Origin of the sequence: Streptomyces sp. MnatMP-M17 (assembly GCF_900091995.1) — a bacterium.
GTDB lineage: Bacteria > Actinomycetota > Actinomycetes > Streptomycetales > Streptomycetaceae > Streptomyces.
The window spans coordinates 1-14,846 of sequence record NZ_FMDK01000858.1 but is presented as its reverse complement, the minus strand read 5'-3'; the positions used below and the strand labels follow the sequence as shown (position 1 = coordinate 14,846).

15 protein-coding genes are annotated in these 14,846 nt (G+C 69.5%); 7 read left to right on the top strand and 8 right to left on the bottom strand.

The features are described 5' to 3' along the window. Window positions 1-80: 80 nt before the first annotated feature. Window positions 81-1,313: an acyl-CoA dehydrogenase family protein gene (locus GA0115259_RS32130; protein WP_093603495.1), complete on the bottom strand. Its 1,233-nt coding sequence runs from the start codon at window positions 1,311-1,313 to the stop codon at window positions 81-83. Between the two features lie 196 nt (window positions 1,314-1,509). Here GA0115259_RS32130 and GA0115259_RS32125 point away from each other — a divergent pair, with 196 nt between their 5' ends. Then, window positions 1,510-2,154 carry a TetR/AcrR family transcriptional regulator gene (locus GA0115259_RS32125; protein ID WP_066952791.1) on the top strand — a complete coding sequence of 215 codons (645 nt, stop codon included), beginning with the start codon at window positions 1,510-1,512 and terminating at the stop codon, window positions 2,152-2,154. Between the two features lie 8 nt (window positions 2,155-2,162). Here the strand turns inward: GA0115259_RS32125 and def are convergent, their stop codons facing one another. Further along, window positions 2,163-2,726, bottom strand: coding sequence for a peptide deformylase (gene def, locus GA0115259_RS32120; protein ID WP_093603493.1), 564 nt, complete (start codon window positions 2,724-2,726; stop codon window positions 2,163-2,165). Between the two features lie 116 nt (window positions 2,727-2,842). Between def and GA0115259_RS32115 the strand changes: the two genes are divergently transcribed. The 5 genes from GA0115259_RS32115 to GA0115259_RS40755 all read left to right on the top strand — a co-directional run bounded on the left by GA0115259_RS32115 (window position 2,843) and on the right by GA0115259_RS40755 (window position 7,464). Next, window positions 2,843-4,081, top strand: a complete 1,239-nt coding sequence (locus GA0115259_RS32115; RefSeq protein WP_093603491.1) for a Mur ligase family protein — start codon at window positions 2,843-2,845, stop codon at window positions 4,079-4,081. A 49-nt stretch (window positions 4,082-4,130) separates the two neighbouring features. Continuing rightward, window positions 4,131-4,859 (top strand): type 1 glutamine amidotransferase, encoded by a 729-nt coding sequence (locus GA0115259_RS32110; protein WP_093603489.1) that lies wholly within the window; start codon window positions 4,131-4,133, stop codon window positions 4,857-4,859. A gap of 221 nt (window positions 4,860-5,080) precedes the next feature. Beyond that, window positions 5,081-6,106, top strand: a complete 1,026-nt coding sequence (locus GA0115259_RS32105) for a 6-phosphofructokinase (protein WP_066952798.1) — start codon at window positions 5,081-5,083, stop codon at window positions 6,104-6,106. Window positions 6,107-6,278: 172 nt separating this feature from the next. After that, window positions 6,279-7,229 carry a cytochrome c oxidase assembly protein gene (locus GA0115259_RS32100; protein WP_093603487.1) on the top strand — a complete coding sequence of 317 codons (951 nt, stop codon included), beginning with the start codon at window positions 6,279-6,281 and terminating at the stop codon, window positions 7,227-7,229. Between the two features lie 76 nt (window positions 7,230-7,305). Further along, window positions 7,306-7,464 (top strand): hypothetical protein, encoded by a 159-nt coding sequence (locus GA0115259_RS40755; protein WP_169922709.1) that lies wholly within the window; start codon window positions 7,306-7,308, stop codon window positions 7,462-7,464. Between the two features lie 69 nt (window positions 7,465-7,533). On the opposite strand, the gene GA0115259_RS32095 is transcribed toward GA0115259_RS40755, so the two are convergent. The 6 genes from GA0115259_RS32095 to GA0115259_RS32070 form a co-directional block, all read right to left on the bottom strand. Further along, the gene (locus GA0115259_RS32095; protein ID WP_093603485.1) at window positions 7,534-8,736 is read right to left on the bottom strand and encodes an SPFH domain-containing protein; all 1,203 of its coding nucleotides are present in this window, start codon (window positions 8,734-8,736) and stop codon (window positions 7,534-7,536) included. Between the two features lie 47 nt (window positions 8,737-8,783). Next, a complete protein-coding gene (locus GA0115259_RS40750) occupies window positions 8,784-8,954 on the bottom strand; it encodes a hypothetical protein (RefSeq protein WP_161230518.1) in 171 nt (56 codons plus the stop codon). 195 nt (window positions 8,955-9,149) lie between these two features. Continuing rightward, the gene (locus tag GA0115259_RS32085; RefSeq protein ID WP_237540642.1) at window positions 9,150-10,295 is read right to left on the bottom strand and encodes a pyridoxal-phosphate dependent enzyme; all 1,146 of its coding nucleotides are present in this window, start codon (window positions 10,293-10,295) and stop codon (window positions 9,150-9,152) included. 79 nt (window positions 10,296-10,374) lie between these two features. Further along, window positions 10,375-11,403 carry an ABC transporter substrate-binding protein gene (locus GA0115259_RS32080; RefSeq protein ID WP_093603481.1) on the bottom strand — a complete coding sequence of 343 codons (1,029 nt, stop codon included), beginning with the start codon at window positions 11,401-11,403 and terminating at the stop codon, window positions 10,375-10,377. Between the two features lie 100 nt (window positions 11,404-11,503). Beyond that, complete coding sequence (locus GA0115259_RS32075; RefSeq protein ID WP_093603497.1) at window positions 11,504-12,430, bottom strand: ABC transporter permease; 927 nt, start codon at window positions 12,428-12,430, stop codon at window positions 11,504-11,506. Continuing rightward, complete coding sequence (locus tag GA0115259_RS32070; RefSeq protein WP_093603479.1) at window positions 12,420-13,235, bottom strand: ABC transporter ATP-binding protein; 816 nt, start codon at window positions 13,233-13,235, stop codon at window positions 12,420-12,422. Before GA0115259_RS32070 ends, GA0115259_RS32075 begins: the two co-directional genes overlap by 11 nt. 272 nt (window positions 13,236-13,507) lie before the next feature. On the opposite strand from GA0115259_RS32070, the gene GA0115259_RS32065 reads away from it, so the two are divergent. Beyond that, window positions 13,508-14,846, top strand: a 1,339-nt coding sequence (locus tag GA0115259_RS32065; protein WP_107469318.1) for a Spo0B domain-containing protein, incomplete at its 3' end; no start/stop codon positions are given.

Sequence of the window (14,846 nt, the reverse complement as noted above, 5' to 3'; positions counted from 1 at the left end):
CGCGCCCCGCCGACGACACGCCGGGGCTGCCGCGGCGGCCCCGGCCTCGGCACCGGTCCCGGTCCCGGTCCCGCCGGAATTCAGCGGATCGGCATGCCCGACAGAGTGCGGGCGATCACCAGACGCTGGATCTCGCTCGTGCCCTCGAAGATCGTGTAGATCGCGGCGTCCCGGTGCATACGCTCCACCGGATACTCACGGGTGAAGCCGTTGCCGCCGAGTATCTGTACGGCCTGGGCCGTGACCTGCTTCGCCGTCTCACTCGCGTACAGCTTGGACATCGAGCCCTCGGCGGAGGTGAACGGCTTGCCGGTGGCCGCCATCCAGGAGGCCCGCCACACCAGCAGCCTGGACGCGTCGATCCGGGTGCGCATGTCGGCCAGTTGGAAGGCGATGCCCTGGTTGTCGATGATCGGCCGGCCGAACTGACTGCGTGTCTTCGCGTAGTCGAGGGCGACCTCGTACGCCGCGCGGGCCGTGCCCACCGCCATCGCTCCGACGGCCGGGCGGGAGGCCTCGAAGGTGGCCATGGCAGCGTTCTTCACCCGCTCGCCGCCCGCCGCCGTCCTCGCCCGCTCACGGGCCCGCGCGAGCCGCTCGTCCAGCTTCTCCTTGCCGCCGAGCAGACAGTGCCCGGGAATCCGGACGTCCTCCAGGACGACCTCGGCGGTGTGGGAGGCGCGGATGCCGTGCTTCTTGAACTTCTGGCCCTGGGAGAGACCGGGCGTGGCCGGCGGGACGATGAAGGAGGCATGGCCCTTCGTGCCCAGCTCCGGATCGACGACGGCGACCACGACATGGACATTGGCGATACCGCCGTTGGTCGCCCAGGTCTTGGTGCCGTTCAGCACCCACTCGTCCTTCGCCTCGTCGTACACCGCGCGGGTGCGCATGGCGCCGACGTCCGAGCCGGCGTCGGGCTCGGAGGAGCAGAAGGCGGCGACCTTGACCTCGTCCGGGTCGCCGTACATCTGCGGAATCCAGGTGCCGATCTGCTCGTCGGTACCGTTGGCGAGGACACCGACGGCCGCCAGGCCCGTACCGACGATCGACAGGGCGATGCCCGCGTCGCCCCAGAACAGCTCCTCCATGGTCATCGGGATACCGAGGCCCGTGGGATCGAAGAACTGCTGGGCGTAGAAGTCGAGGGAGTAGACACCGATCTTGGCGGCCTCCTGGATGACCGGCCAGGGAGTCTCCTCACGCTCGTCCCACTCCGCGGCGGCGGGACGGATGACATCTGCGGCAAAACCGTGCAGCCAGTCACGGACCTGCTTCTGGTCGTCATTGAGTTCAAACGTGAACTCGGCCATGGTTCCCCTCCAGCACTGCGTCACCGCTGTGTCGTTCACACACATGTGTCACTCACACACGTTACCGACGGTAACATCAGTCTGTTACCGGTAGGTAGAAAATGTCAACCGGCCATGGTCTGATCAGCATTGATCCCGGCCAGGGTGTTACGTTGCCGGTGCGTCAGGCAATCGCATGGGCGGGGAGACATCAGCTATGGAGACCACACAGCAGGCCGAACAGCAGCGTTCGGCGCGACAGCGCAGACGCCAGTTGCTGGAGGCCGCCGACCGTGTCGTGCTGAGGGACGGCCCGCACGCCTCCATGAACGCGATCGCCGCCGAGGCGGGCATCACCAAGCCCATTCTCTACCGCCACTTCGGCGACAAGGGCGGGCTCTACCGCGCGCTCGCCAAGCGCCACACCGACGCGCTGCTCGACGCCCTGCGGACCGCGCTCGACGCGCCCGCCGAGCGCCGCCGGCGCGTGGAGGCCACGCTCGACACCTATCTCGCCGCGATCGAGGCGCGCCCGCAGGTCTACCGGTTTCTGATGCATCCCGCCGAGGACACCCAACTGCCCGAGCAGGGCTTCGACGTGGGCCGCCACTCGGCTCCGCTGCTGCGCCGTCTCGGCGAGGAGCTGGCCAAGGTCATCGAGGAGCGCGTCGACCTCGGCCCGGACAGCGAGCAGCTCTCCCGGGTCTGGGGCCATGGCATCGTCGGGATGATGCACGCGGCCGGTGACTGGTGGCTCGGTGAACGGCCCTGCTCGCGCGAGCAGTTGGTACGGAGTCTGGCGGATCTGCTGTGGGGCCGGCTGGCCTCGGTGGACGACCGCGAAGGCGGACCCGGGTTCTGAACGCTCCCTCAGACGTACGAGTCCACCGCCGCGGCGGTGGACCAGGGCGCGCGGCGTGCGGCGCGCAGCACTCTGGAGCGGCGCCGGCCGGTGAGCCGGTCCGGATAGACCATGCCGTCCAGATGGTCGCACTCGTGCTGGAGACAGCGCGCGAAGAAGCCCGTGCCCTCGATCCGCAGCGGTTCACCGTGCCGGTCGACGCCCTCCGCCACGGCGTGGTCGTACCGCTCCGTCCCGGCTTCGATGCCCGGCAGCGAGAGACAGCCCTCGGGACCTCGCAGAACGATCTCGTCCGCCCGGGTCAGCCGCGGATTGACGAGGTGTCCGAGATGGCGGACGTCCTCGTCGTCCGGGCAGTCGTACACGAACACCTGGAGCGGTACGCCGATCTGGTTCGCCGCGAGACCTACCCCCCGAGCGGCGTACATCGTCGCGAACAGGTCCTCGATCAGCTCCGACAGCGCGGGACCGAAGTCCGTGACAGGCTCACAACAGGCGTGCAGCACTGGATCGCCCAGCATTCTCAAGGCGCGTACCCGACCGGCGCTGCCGGGGATCGAACGGTTTCGCATGGCGGTCAGGGTACGGTCACGGTGACCTCCGCCTTCCCCGCCCGGTGCCGCGGTTCGGGCCCTTGGCCGGATCTCGATAGGCTGACCCCGGACCGACGCAAGGAGGATCAAGGACGATGGCAGGCAACACGGACCCGCTGACGCCACGGGCCAAGCTGGCCGTGACGGCGGGCAAGGCCGCTGCGGCGGTGTCGCGCGCCGCCGGCCGCGGCAGCGGATCGGTGATCGGTGGGAAGGTGGCGCTCAGACTCGACCCCGATCTCCTCGGTCGGCTCGCGCAGCACCTCGACGTCATCCTCGTGTCGGCGACGAACGGCAAGACCACCACGACCAGGCTGATCGCCGAGGCCCTGCGGGCCGCCGGGCCCGTGGTCTCCAACGCGCTCGGCGCCAATATGCCGGCCGGTATCACCTCGGCCCTCGCGGGCGGTTCCGACGCCAAGTACGGCGTGATCGAGGTCGACGAGAAGTATCTCGCCGGTGTGGCGCGGGACACCACGCCGAAGGCGATCGCGCTGCTCAATCTCTCCCGCGACCAGCTCGACCGCGCCGCCGAGACCAGGATGCTCGCCGAGACCTGGCGTGAGGGCCTCGCCGGTACGAAGGCCGTCGTCATCGCCAACGCCGACGACCCGCTGATCGTCTGGGCCGCCTCCTCCTCCCCCAATGTGGTCTGGGTGGCCGCGGGACAGGAGTGGAAGGACGACGCCTGGTCCTGCCCCGCCTGCGGCGGTGTGATGCAGCGTCCCGGCGACGACTGGTTCTGCGGTGAGTGCGGCTTCCGCAGGCCGTCCCCGAGCTGGGCGCTCCACGGCGACCATGTCCTCGATCCGCACGGCTCCGCCTGGCCGATCCATCTCCAGCTCCCGGGCCGCGCCAACAAGGCGAACGCGGCCACGTCCGCCGCCGTCGCGGCCACCTTCGGCGTGCCGCCGCAGGTGGCGCTGGAGCGTATGTACCAGGTGCAGGCCGTGGCCGGCCGGTATGACGTGGTGTCCTTCCTCGGCCGCGATCTGCGGCTGCTGCTCGCCAAGAATCCCGCGGGCTGGCTGGAGACGTTCTCGCTGATCGACCCGCCGCCGACGCCGGTCATCCTCGCCGTCAACGCCCGTGGCGCCGACGGTACGGACACCTCCTGGCTGTGGGACGTCGACTACACCCGGCTCGCCGGCCATCCGATCTTCGTCATCGGCGACCGCAAGCTGGACCTCGCCGTACGTCTTGAGGTCGCCGGGCTGGACTTCCGGGTCTGCGAGACGCCCGACGAGGCCGTGCGGATGGCACCGCCCGGCCGTATCGAAGCCATCGCCAACTACACATCGTTCCAGGATCTGCGCAGACGGGTGGGGAACTGACTCCATGTCGGGATACATGACCTCACGGACTTCCGAAGGACGAGGGAGAATGAGCGACAACAGCCTCCGGCTGGTGTGGATCTACCCCGATCTGCTGAGTACCTACGGGGACCAGGGAAACGCTCTGGTGGTGGAGCGCCGGGCACGCCAGCGCGGTCTGAACGTCACCCGGGTGGATGTACGCAGCGACCAGCCGGTGCCGACCTCCGGCGACATCTATCTGATCGGCGGCGGCGAGGACCGACCGCAGCGGCTGGCGGCGGAGCGGCTGCGCCGTGACGGCGGGCTCAGCCGGGCCGTCTCCAACGGCGCCATCGTGTTCTCGGTCTGTGCCGGCTACCAGATCCTGGGCCATGAGTTCATCAACGACCTGGGCGAGCGCGAGGCCGGGCTCGGACTGCTCGATGTGGTCTCCACCCGTGGCGAGGGCGAGCGGTGTGTCGGCGATGTGCTGGCCGACATCGATCCGCGGCTGAATCTGCCGCAGCTCACGGGCTTCGAGAACCACCAGGGCATCACCCATCTGGGCCCGACGGCCCGGCCCTTCGCGCGGACCAGGCTCGGCCGCGGCAACGGCACGGGAGACGGCACCGAGGGCGCGTACAACGACACCGTGTTCGGTACGTATATGCATGGCCCGGTGATGGCCCGCAATCCGCAGATCGCGGATCTGCTGCTGAAGCTGGCCCTGGATGTGAACGCGCTGCCGCCGACGGACGACCGCTGGTACGACGCGCTGCGTGCCGAGCGCGTGGCGGCGGCGGTCCAGCCTTCCTGACCGGCTCCGTTCCCTTTTCCGTCCGCGTACCGCTTCCGGCCCCGGTTCGTCCGGGGCCGGGGACGCGGAGACCGTACGGCCGGGCATGGAGACCGTACGGACGCGTGTCCAGCAGTCGGACGTGAGTTTCGGTCACGCCGCCGGCCGCCGGTAGGGTGATTGGGATCTGTCCGGACGATGGGGTCCGGCCGTCGGCCCACGTTGCAAAGGTATCCCGGGCAATGCGAATTGGTGTGCTCACCTCAGGCGGCGACTGCCCCGGCCTCAACGCCGTGATCAGGTCCGTCGTGCACCGCGCCGTCGTCGACCACGGCGACGAGGTGATCGGATTCCACGACGGCTGGAAGGGCCTTCTGGAGTGCGACTACCGCAAGCTCGACCTGGACGCGGTCGCCGGCATCCTGGCGCGCGGCGGCACGATCCTGGGCTCGTCCCGGGTCCAGCCCGCGCATCTGCGGGACGGTGTGGAGCGGGCCCGGGGCCATGTGGCGGAGCTGGGTCTCGACGCGATCATCCCGATCGGCGGAGAGGGCACGCTCAAGGCGGCCCATCTGCTCTCGGAGGCCGGGCTGCCGATCGTCGGCGTACCGAAGACGATCGACAACGACATCTCCGCGACCGATGTGACCTTCGGTTTCGACACGGCCGTCGGTGTGGCCACGGAGGCGCTCGACCGGCTGAAGACCACCGCCGAGTCCCATCAGCGGGTGCTGATCGTCGAGGTCATGGGCCGGCACACCGGCTGGATCGCACTGCACTCCGGGATGGCCGCCGGTGCCCATGCCATCGTCGTGCCCGAGCGGCCCTTCGACATCGGTGAGCTGACCGCGCTGGTCGGCAAGCGCTTCTCGGCGGGCAAGCGGTTCGCGATCGTGGTGGTCGCGGAGGGCGCGAAGCCGCGCGAGGGCTCGATGGAGTTCGACGAGGGCGGCAAGGACGTCTACGGCCACGAGCGGTTCGCGGGCGTGGCCCGGCAGCTCTCCATCGAGCTGGAGGAGCGGCTCGGCAAGGAGGCCAGGCCGGTGATACTCGGCCATGTCCAGCGCGGTGGCACTCCCACGGCGTACGACAGGGTCCTGGCGACGCGCTTCGGCTGGCACGCCGTCGAAGCCGCGCACCGCGGAGAGTTCGGGATGCTGACGGCGCTGCGCGGCACGGACATCGTCATGGTGCCGCTGGGCGAGGCCGTGGAGACGCTCAAGACGGTGCCCGCGGAGCGCTACGCCGAGGCGGAGTGCGTGCTCTGACCGGCCCCCTGGCCCGCCCTGCGGCCGTCCAGGCCCTCCAGCCGGCCCAGGCGCCTGTCGCCGGAAGAACCGCCCCCGGTCGCTGCCGCGGCCGGGGGCGGTTCTAGGCTGGTGCGGACAACCGGCGCGAATCCGGCCGGAGTGAGCGGTCACGTCCCACGGGAGCACACGGATGGATCACAGCGGGCACGGCACGACCATGGATCTGCCGCCGTTCACGCTGGGACGGGCGCTGGAGTACTCGCCGGACCTCTTCTTCCTGGTCGGCTGCCTGCTGGCGCTGGCGCTGTACGGCGGGAGCGTGCTGCGGCTGCGCCGACGCGGTGACGCCTGGCCCGTCGGGCGTACCGTCGCGTTCGTCCTCGGTGTGCTGACCGTGGCGCTGGTGATGTGCACGAAGCTGAACGACTACGGCATGGTCATGTTCAGCGTGCACATGGTCCAGCACATGGTGATCAGCATGGTCTCGCCGATCCTGCTGCTGCTCGGCGCTCCGGTGACACTGGCGCTGCGCGCGCTGCCGGTCGCGGGCCGCGGTCGCAAGGGCCCGCGTGAGCTGCTGCTCGTCGTGCTGCACAGCCGCTATGTGCGGATCATCACACATCCCGCGTTCACCATTCCGCTCTTCATCGCGAGCCTGTACGGGCTGTACTTCACGCCGCTCTTCGACTTCCTGATGGGCTCCAAGGCCGGGCATGTCGCGATGATGGTGCACTTCCTCGCGGTCGGGCTGATCTTCTTCTGGCCGATCATGGGCATCGACCCGGGCCCGCACCGGCCCGGCCATCTGATGCGGATGCTGGAGCTCTTCGCCGGGATGCCGTTCCACGCCTTCTTCGGGATCGCGCTGATGATGGCGAGCGAGCCGATGGTCGCCGCGTACCGTAATCCTCCGGGCTCGCTGGGGATCGACGCCCTGACCGACCAGAACGCGGCGGGCGGGATCGCCTGGGCGTTCAGCGAGATCCCTTCGGTGCTGGTGCTGGTCGCGCTGGTCTACCAGTGGTACCGCTCGGAACAGCGCGAGGCGAAGCGCTCGGACCGGGCCGCCGACCGCGACGGTGACAAGGAGCTGGCGGAGTACAACGCGTATCTCGCCTCGCTCCGGGCGCGGAGCCAGTAGCGGCCAGTAGCCAGTAGCGCGAAACGCCTGTCGGGGGCGAGGATGGGCGTCACGGCCCGGCCCGGAGGAGGACCAGATGTCCGGATCCACGAAGACGATGGGTGTGGTGACCGTCGGTGCGCTGGTCCTGGTGACGGGCTATACCGCGGTGCTCGGCAGCAACGGATGGCTCTGGTTCGGCTGGGTGGTGCTGGGGCTGATCACGATCGCCATGATCGCCTCACGCGGACGCTGACCGTACCGGGGCCCGGCACCGTACCCGATGATGCGGGGACGGAGGCCGGGCCCCGGCACCGTACCTGGATCAGTTGGACTCGGTGACGCGGAGCGAGGGCTTGCCGTCCACGCTCGACGCCTTGGCCGTTCCGACCGCGCCGTTCTTGAGCGAGTTGAGGATGGCCATGCCCTGACCGACCAGGCCCGCCGCCATGTCGTTGACACCGTCGGTACCGTTCAGCACGGTCAGGTTGGCACCGGACATGCCCCGGGAGGCCGCGTCGGCCAGCGCCGGCAGATTCTCCACCAGCCGGTTGGCGGCGATGAGTTCCTGGTTGCCGTCCTTCAGCGACGCGGCGCGGGCGGTGTTCGCGTCGGCCTGCGCCTGGGCGAGGGCGCGCTCGGTGTACGCGCTGCCGTCCGCCTCGAACTTCGCCCGGTCGCGCGCGGCTTCGGCGAGAGTGCGCTGCCGGTACGCCTCGGCGTCGGCCGGGCGCCTGACCTCGGCCTCCAGCCGCTGTGCGGCCAGTTGGGCCTGACGCTCCGCCAGGGCCGTCTGCTCCTCGATGGTCTCCTGTGAGGACCTGGCCTCGGCCAGCGGTCCCGCCTGCGCGGCGCGGGCGTTGACCTGCTCCGTCTCGGCGAGGAAGCCGGCCCGCTTGATCGCGGTGTCCCGTTCGTACTCGGCCTTGAGCGCGGCGGCCTGCTGTTCGCGCTCGGCCGCCTCCTGATCCGACTTGGCCTGTGCGATCCGCGCCTGGCTCGCGACGGCCGCCGCGTGCGGAGCGGCCAGATTGTCGATATAGCCGGTGGCGTCGTCGATCTCCTGGATCTGGAGGGCGTCCACGACGATCCCGAGCTTCTCCATCTCGCTGTGGCTGCCCTGTTTCACTTCCTGGGCGACCCGGTCGCGCTCGCGGATGATCTGCTCGACGGTCAGTCCGCCGACGATGGAGCGGAGATGACCGGCGAAGATCCGGCCCACCAGTTCCTCCATCCGGTCCTGTTCCGCCAGGAAGCGGCGGGCCGCGTTGGCGATGGACACGGCGTCGTCACCGACCTTGAACACCGCGACCGCGCGGACCCGGAGCCGGATGCCCTGCTGGGTGACGCAGTCCTCCACGATCTCCGCCTCCCGCAGCGCCAGGGACAGCATGCGGGCCTTCTGCTTGATGGGCATCACAAAGCTGCCGTGCCCGGTGACGATACGGAACTGAGTGTCCTGCGCCTGCCGTTTGGAGCCGGATATGAGCATCGCCTCGTTCGGCGCGGGAACATGCCAGAACAGCATGACGGACTCCTGTCGTACTACCTCGCACTTACTGGTCGGCCGAGAGGTCAGGCGGGAAAAGGCTCCACGATCACCGAACGCGCCGAGATGCACTCCACGACGATCACACGGAGGTTTCTGCCGATCGGATGGTCCGCCCAGGCCGCATAGGCCTCGGAACCGCCTCGTACGGACACCAGGACCTCGCCGGGTCCGTCCGCCGGGATCGGGACGGTCACCCTGCCGATCGCACCGACCGGACTCTGTGCGGATTCATCTGCGGCGCACATACGTCGTCGCCCGCGTCCGTACCCCGCCCGGTTCCTCAGCCGCGACCATGGGACCACGCCTCCTGGAGGGCCGTGCCTCCGACCTCGTCCTTCATCGAGGACGCCCCCGGCGGAGCGGCCGACGGCGACATACCCTCGATAAATTCACAGTACTCCGGGGCCATCGGGAGGGCGTGCCGACGGCGTACCGGCCGTACTGGCCGTGCCTTCCACGCCTTCCGTGCCGACGGGATTGGCCGCCGTGCCCTCGGTGCTGAGCAGAACGACCGTCGCCTCCGGTCCGATCCCGAGCGCGCTCCTGCGGCCGGTGCCACCGTCGCCGGTCAGGGCGGCTCGGGCGCCGGCCAGCGAGGCCGCCCCGCAAGGGCCCGACGAGACTCCGAGGGCGGCGAGGTCACGGACCGCGTCCGCGCTGTCGTCGTCGGTGACGGCGACAGCGGCGTCCAGACCGTCGCGCAGCAGGGGCCAGGCGAGCGTGGAGGGAGTGCCGCAGTTCAGCCCGGCCATGCTCGTGGTCCCGGTCGCCACACTGACCGGCCGCCCTTGGCGCAGGCTCGCCAGCACACAGGCCGCGGTCTCGGGCTCCACCGACAGCAGGGCGGGCCCAGGGCGTGTTCTGGCGCCACCGCCGCGGTAGTGGGTGACGGCCGCCTGGGCGAGCGAGCCGACTCCCACCGGGACGGCCACCAGGGCGGGCGGCTCCGCGCTCGCGGCGGACAGTTGCGCGTCGATCTCGGTGAAGAGCGTGGAGTAGCCCTCGACGATCCAGCCGGGAATCTCCTCGTAGCCGGGCCAGGCGGTGTCCTGGACGAGCACCGCGCCCGGTCCGGCCGCCGCGTCGGCGGCGTGGCGTACGGCTTCGTCGTACGTTCCCGCGACCCGGGTGATGCGCGCGCCCTCGGCCTCGATCGCGGCCACGGCCGCCGGATGCACGCTCCCGGGCACAAAGACATGGGCGCGCTGTCCGAGCAGCCGCGCCGTACGGGCCACGGCCCGGCCGTGGTTGCCGTCGGTGGCGGTGACCAGCACCGGCGGCGGGCCGGACGCCCGGCGCGCGAGCACTCGGCTGATCGCCCAGGACGCGCCGAGCGCCTTGAACGCGGGCAGTCCCAGCCGGGCCGACTCGTCCTTGACGAACACCCGCCCGACCGCCAATTCGGCGGCCAGGGAGGGAAGTTCGGTCAGCGGAGTGGGAACGTAGCCGGGCAGCCCGGCATGGAAGTCACGCACCTCGGCCGGAGCCGGTGCACAGGTCCGGCTCGGGTCGGCGCGGCGTACGAACCAGGTCATGGCGGGGACGAGGGACACAGCACCCACAGTGCCGCCCGGCCCCGCCATCGGTCCAGCACATCGTGACCGTACGGCTTCCTCAGCCGACCTTGTCGACGAACTCCGTGGTGAAGGTCTTGCTCAGATCGACCGTGGCGTTCTGCAGGTTGGGGTTGAACGCCTTCAGTACGCGCTCGACGGTCTCCGGACCGTCGGCCGGCATGACACCGTCCGTGGTGAACATCGGCAGGGTGCTCTTGATGGCCTGCGCGTACAGTTCCTTGCCGCCCTGCGCGTAGTCGGCGGGCATCTTGGCGGCGATCTCCTCCGGCGAGTGCGTGGACATCCACCGGAGTGTCTTCACAAAGGCGTTGGCCAGCTTCTGCACCGTCTCCTTGTGACCGTTGACCCAGTCGGTGTTCATGTACAGGCTGGAGGACGGGTACGGGCCGCCGAGCGCGGCCTTCGAGCCTTCGGGCGTCCGCATGTCGATCAGGACCTTGCCGAGCTTCTTGTCCAGGATCTGCGCGACCGTCGGATCGGTCGTCATGCCTCCGTCGATCGAGCCCTGCTGAAGGGCCGAGATGAAGGTCTGGCCCGCTCCCACCGCGACCGGCGTGAACTCCTCCGTCTTTACACCGCTGTTGACCGCCAGATACTTGGTGAGGAAGTCGGTGGACGAGCCGAGGCCGGTCACGCCGAGCTTCTTGCCCTTGAAGTCCTTCGGCGAGGAGATCTCGGCCGCGGCCTTGTTGGAGACGACCTCGACCTCGCCCGAGGCGTGCGAGAACTGCACCACGGACTCCACCATCTTGCCCTTGACCTGGAGATCGAGCGTGTGGTCGTAGAAGCCGACGACGCCCTGCACATCACCGGAGACGAGCGAGGTGGTGGCCTGCACGCCGGCGGGCTCCGTGAGGAGTTCCACGTCGACGCCCTCGTCCTTGAAGTAGCCGAGCTTCTGGGTGAGCATCGCGGGCATGTAGATGACCTTGTCAAGGCCACCCACCATGATCTTGACCTTGTCACCGGAGCCGGAGCCGGAGGAGTCGCCGCCACAGGCGGTCAGCGTGCCGAGGGCGAGAGTCGCGGCGAGTGCGGCGGCCGGGATCCCGAGATGTCTGCGCATGGTTCACGTCCTTGTGAAGAGGTGCTGAGGGTGAGGCGAGGAGGAGACAGAGAGGGGAGGAGACAGATACAGGTGGCGTACGGAGGCAGCGGTACGGGGATCAGCGCTCGGTGCCGGCCTCGACGGGCTTCCAGCGGAAGAGCCGTTTCTCCAGGAAGGAGAGAAGCCCTTCGGCGAGTAGTGCCACTACGGCGAGGATCACCATGGCCGCGTACACACCGGCCGCGTTGAACGTGCCCTGCGAGGCGGAGACCAGCAGGCCGAGTCCCTTGGTCGCGCCGATGTACTCGCCGACGATCGCGCCGATCAGCGCGAAGCCGAAGCTGACATGCAGGCTGGTGAAGATCCATGAGGTGGCCGACGGGATGACGACCTGGAGCGTGACCTGCCGGTTGCTCGCGCCGAGGATCCGGGCGTTGGAGACCAGATTGCGGTCGACCTCCCGCGCTCCCTGGAAGGCGTTGAAGAAGACCGGGAAGAAGACCAGCACCACGGCCGAGGCGATCTTCGAGGCCGGGCCGAGGCCGAACCAGATGAGGAAGATCGGGGCGAGGACGATCCGGGGCAGCGCGTTGAGCACCTTGATGTACGGGCCCAGCACCTCGGCGAGGAAGCGGATCCGGCCGAGCGCGATGCCCAGCACCACTCCGCCGATGACACCGATGATCCAGCCGAGGAGCGCCTCGTAGAGCGTGTACCAGATCTGCTCCCACAGGGAGCCCTGCGGAGTGCCGTGCAGGGCCCACTGGCGCATCTGGTCCCAGATCTTGGACGGCATCGAGAAGTTGAAGGGATCGATGACGGCGCTGCGGGCCATCCACTCCCACAGCCCGATCAGCGCGACGAGAAGCAGTACGCGGGCGCCCTGGACGACGATCCGGTGATTGCGCGCGGCCCGCGCCCTGGCCTGGGTGCGCTCTCCGCCGCCACTGCCGTTGGCGGTGGCTTCGGTCTTGCCGGCTCTGCCCTTGCCCTGGCCGGCCTCGGTGGTGCCAGCGGGCGGAACGGCGACGGTCTCAGGCGGCATCGGCCGCACCCCTCTCGCGAGTGATCCGTACCTCTTCGCCGAGCGAGGACCAGATCTCCCGGTAGATCTCCACGAAGCGCGGTTCGAGCCGTACGGCCTCGACCTTGCGAGGACGCGGCAGGTCGATGGTGAAGACCTCCTTGACGGTCGCGGGACCGGCCGTCATCACCACGACCTTGTCGGCGAGGGCGATCGACTCCTCCAGGTCATGGGTGACGAAGACGACCGAGGCGCCCGTACCGGCCCACAGCTCCAGCAGTTCGTCCGACATCAGGGCCCTGGTCTGTACATCGAGAGCCGAGAAGGGCTCGTCCATGAGCAGGAGTTCGGGATCGTTGACAAAGGTCGCCGCGAGCGCCACACGCTTGCGCTGACCGCCGGAGAGCTGGTGCGGATAGCGGTCCTCGAAGGACGAGAGCCCGACGCGGGCGAGCCACTCACGGGCCCGCTCCCTCGCCTCGTTCTTCGGTACGCCGCGGAAGCGCGGTCCTGCCATCACATTGGAGAGGACGGTGCGCCAGGGAAAGACCGCGTCCTGCTGGAAGACGAAGCCGATCTTGTCGCCGATGCCGTTCACCGGCTCACCGGCCACCAGCACCTCGCCCTCTGTGGGCTCCTCCAACCCGCTGACCAGCGTCAGCGTCGTCGATTTACCGCATCCGGTGGGGCCGACCACCGCAACGAACTCGCCGCGCTCGACCGTCAGATCCAGATCCCTGACGGCGGTGTGCAGCGCTCCCGACGGTGTCCGGAATGCCTTGCTCGTTCCCCGCAGCTCGATGGCGGGGCTCGTATTGCTGCTCATGGGCCGGGAGGCTAGAAGCGCCATGGGCCAGGGCGGCAGTCTTATGGGCGCAATCCGTTTTTCTGCGCGCAAACCCCGTTTTGCTCGTTCTGCTCACGCCAGAACCACAAAAGCGCAGCACAGGGCTGGGCAGCCGCGCTCCGGCGGCTTACGTTGCGTGCACAGCGATGTTAAGCGGACCGGCCTGTTCCGCAGGGGGAGCGGGCGAAAGCGGCCGGGAGTGATCCGGAGGATCCGGGAGAGCCGGGCACCGGGAGAGGGAGGGAGACGGGATGCGGTTGCGCTGGCCACGGCGTGTCGCCGCCCAGGTCCTGGTGGTGCAGCTTGTCATCACCACAGGGGTGATGGTGCTGGTCACCGGGCTTTTTCTGGCACCGCTCGGCTCCGAGCTGGACGACGCGGCCACCCGCCGGGCCCTGGCCATCGCCGAGACCACCGCCGCCGATCCGGACATCGTCCAGGGGCTGCTCACCACCGCGCCGAGTCCGGCCGGTCCGGTGCAGGCCCAGGCGGAGCGGATCCGCCGGGCGACCCAGGCGCTCTATGTCGTGGTGCTGGACACCCATGGTGTGCGCTGGTCCCACACCACCACCGCCGAGATCGGCAGACATGTCTCGACCGATCCGAGCGTCGCGCTCTCCGGTCATGAGATCCGGCAGATCGACAACGGCACACTGGGCCGCTCGGCCCGCGCCAAGGTGCCGCTGCTCGACGGCGACGGAAAGATCGTCGGCGCGGTGTCGGTGGGCATCGCGTACGACAGTGTGCGCCAGCGGCTGATCGGTGCCATACCCGGACTGCTGCTGTGCGCGGGCGCGGCGCTGGGCGCGGGCGCGCTGGCCGCGATCGCGGTCTCGCGGCGGCTGCGCCGTATCACGCACGGTGTCGCCTTCGCCGATATCTCGGCGCTGCTGGACGAGCGGGAGGCGATGCTCCACGGAGTCCGTGAAGGAGTCGTCGCCTTCGACCGGCAGGGCCGGATCCGGCTGGCCAACGACGAGGCGGTACGGCTGCTCGGGCTCGACGCGGACGCCACCGGCCGCGCGCTGGACGAGGTGCTGGCGCCGGGTCGTACGACGGATGTCCTGGCGGGACGGGTGGACGGCACGGATCTGCTGACCGTCAGCGGCGGCCGGGTCCTGGTCGCCAACCGGATGCCGACCAGGGACGGCGGAGCCGTGGTGACGCTGCGGGACCGTACCGAACTGGAGCTGCTCGGGCGTGAGCTGGACAGTACGCAAGGGCTGCTCGACGCGCTGCGCGCACAGGACCACGAGCATGCCAACCGGCTGCACACCGTGCTCGGGCTGCTCGAACTCGGCCGTCATGAACGGGCGGCGGAGTTTGTCGCCGGCGTCGCCAACGCGCACCGGGCCTCGGCGGAGCAGATCGCCGAGCGCGTCCACGATCCGCTGCTCTCGGCGCTGCTCGTGGGCAAGGCGGCCATCGCCGCCGAGCGCGGTGTCTCCCTGCGGATCTCCTCCGCCACGCTCCTGCCGGACCGTGTGGTCGATCCGCGCGATCTGGTGACCGTACTCGGCAATCTCATCGACAACGCGCTGGACGCCGCCGCCGAGCGGCATCTGGCGAGGCCGCCGGTGCCGGCGGCCG

Coding starts and splice junctions, on each gene's coding strand:
- def (WP_093603493.1), bottom strand. CDS start 2,726: ATGCGAAACCGTTCGATCCCCGGCAGCGCCGGTCGGGTACGCGCCTTG.
- GA0115259_RS32110 (WP_093603489.1), top strand. CDS start 4,131: ATGAGCGACAACAGCCTCCGGCTGGTGTGGATCTACCCCGATCTGCTG.
- GA0115259_RS32105 (WP_066952798.1), top strand. CDS start 5,081: ATGCGAATTGGTGTGCTCACCTCAGGCGGCGACTGCCCCGGCCTCAAC.
- GA0115259_RS32075 (WP_093603497.1), bottom strand. CDS start 12,430: ATGCCGCCTGAGACCGTCGCCGTTCCGCCCGCTGGCACCACCGAGGCC.
- GA0115259_RS32080 (WP_093603481.1), bottom strand. CDS start 11,403: ATGCGCAGACATCTCGGGATCCCGGCCGCCGCACTCGCCGCGACTCTC.
- GA0115259_RS32130 (WP_093603495.1), bottom strand. CDS start 1,313: ATGGCCGAGTTCACGTTTGAACTCAATGACGACCAGAAGCAGGTCCGT.
- GA0115259_RS32125 (WP_066952791.1), top strand. CDS start 1,510: ATGGAGACCACACAGCAGGCCGAACAGCAGCGTTCGGCGCGACAGCGC.
- GA0115259_RS32085 (WP_237540642.1), bottom strand. CDS start 10,295: ATGACCTGGTTCGTACGCCGCGCCGACCCGAGCCGGACCTGTGCACCG.
- GA0115259_RS32070 (WP_093603479.1), bottom strand. CDS start 13,235: ATGAGCAGCAATACGAGCCCCGCCATCGAGCTGCGGGGAACGAGCAAG.
- GA0115259_RS40755 (WP_169922709.1), top strand. CDS start 7,306: ATGTCCGGATCCACGAAGACGATGGGTGTGGTGACCGTCGGTGCGCTG.
- GA0115259_RS32095 (WP_093603485.1), bottom strand. CDS start 8,736: ATGCTGTTCTGGCATGTTCCCGCGCCGAACGAGGCGATGCTCATATCC.
- GA0115259_RS32100 (WP_093603487.1), top strand. CDS start 6,279: ATGGATCACAGCGGGCACGGCACGACCATGGATCTGCCGCCGTTCACG.
- GA0115259_RS32115 (WP_093603491.1), top strand. CDS start 2,843: ATGGCAGGCAACACGGACCCGCTGACGCCACGGGCCAAGCTGGCCGTG.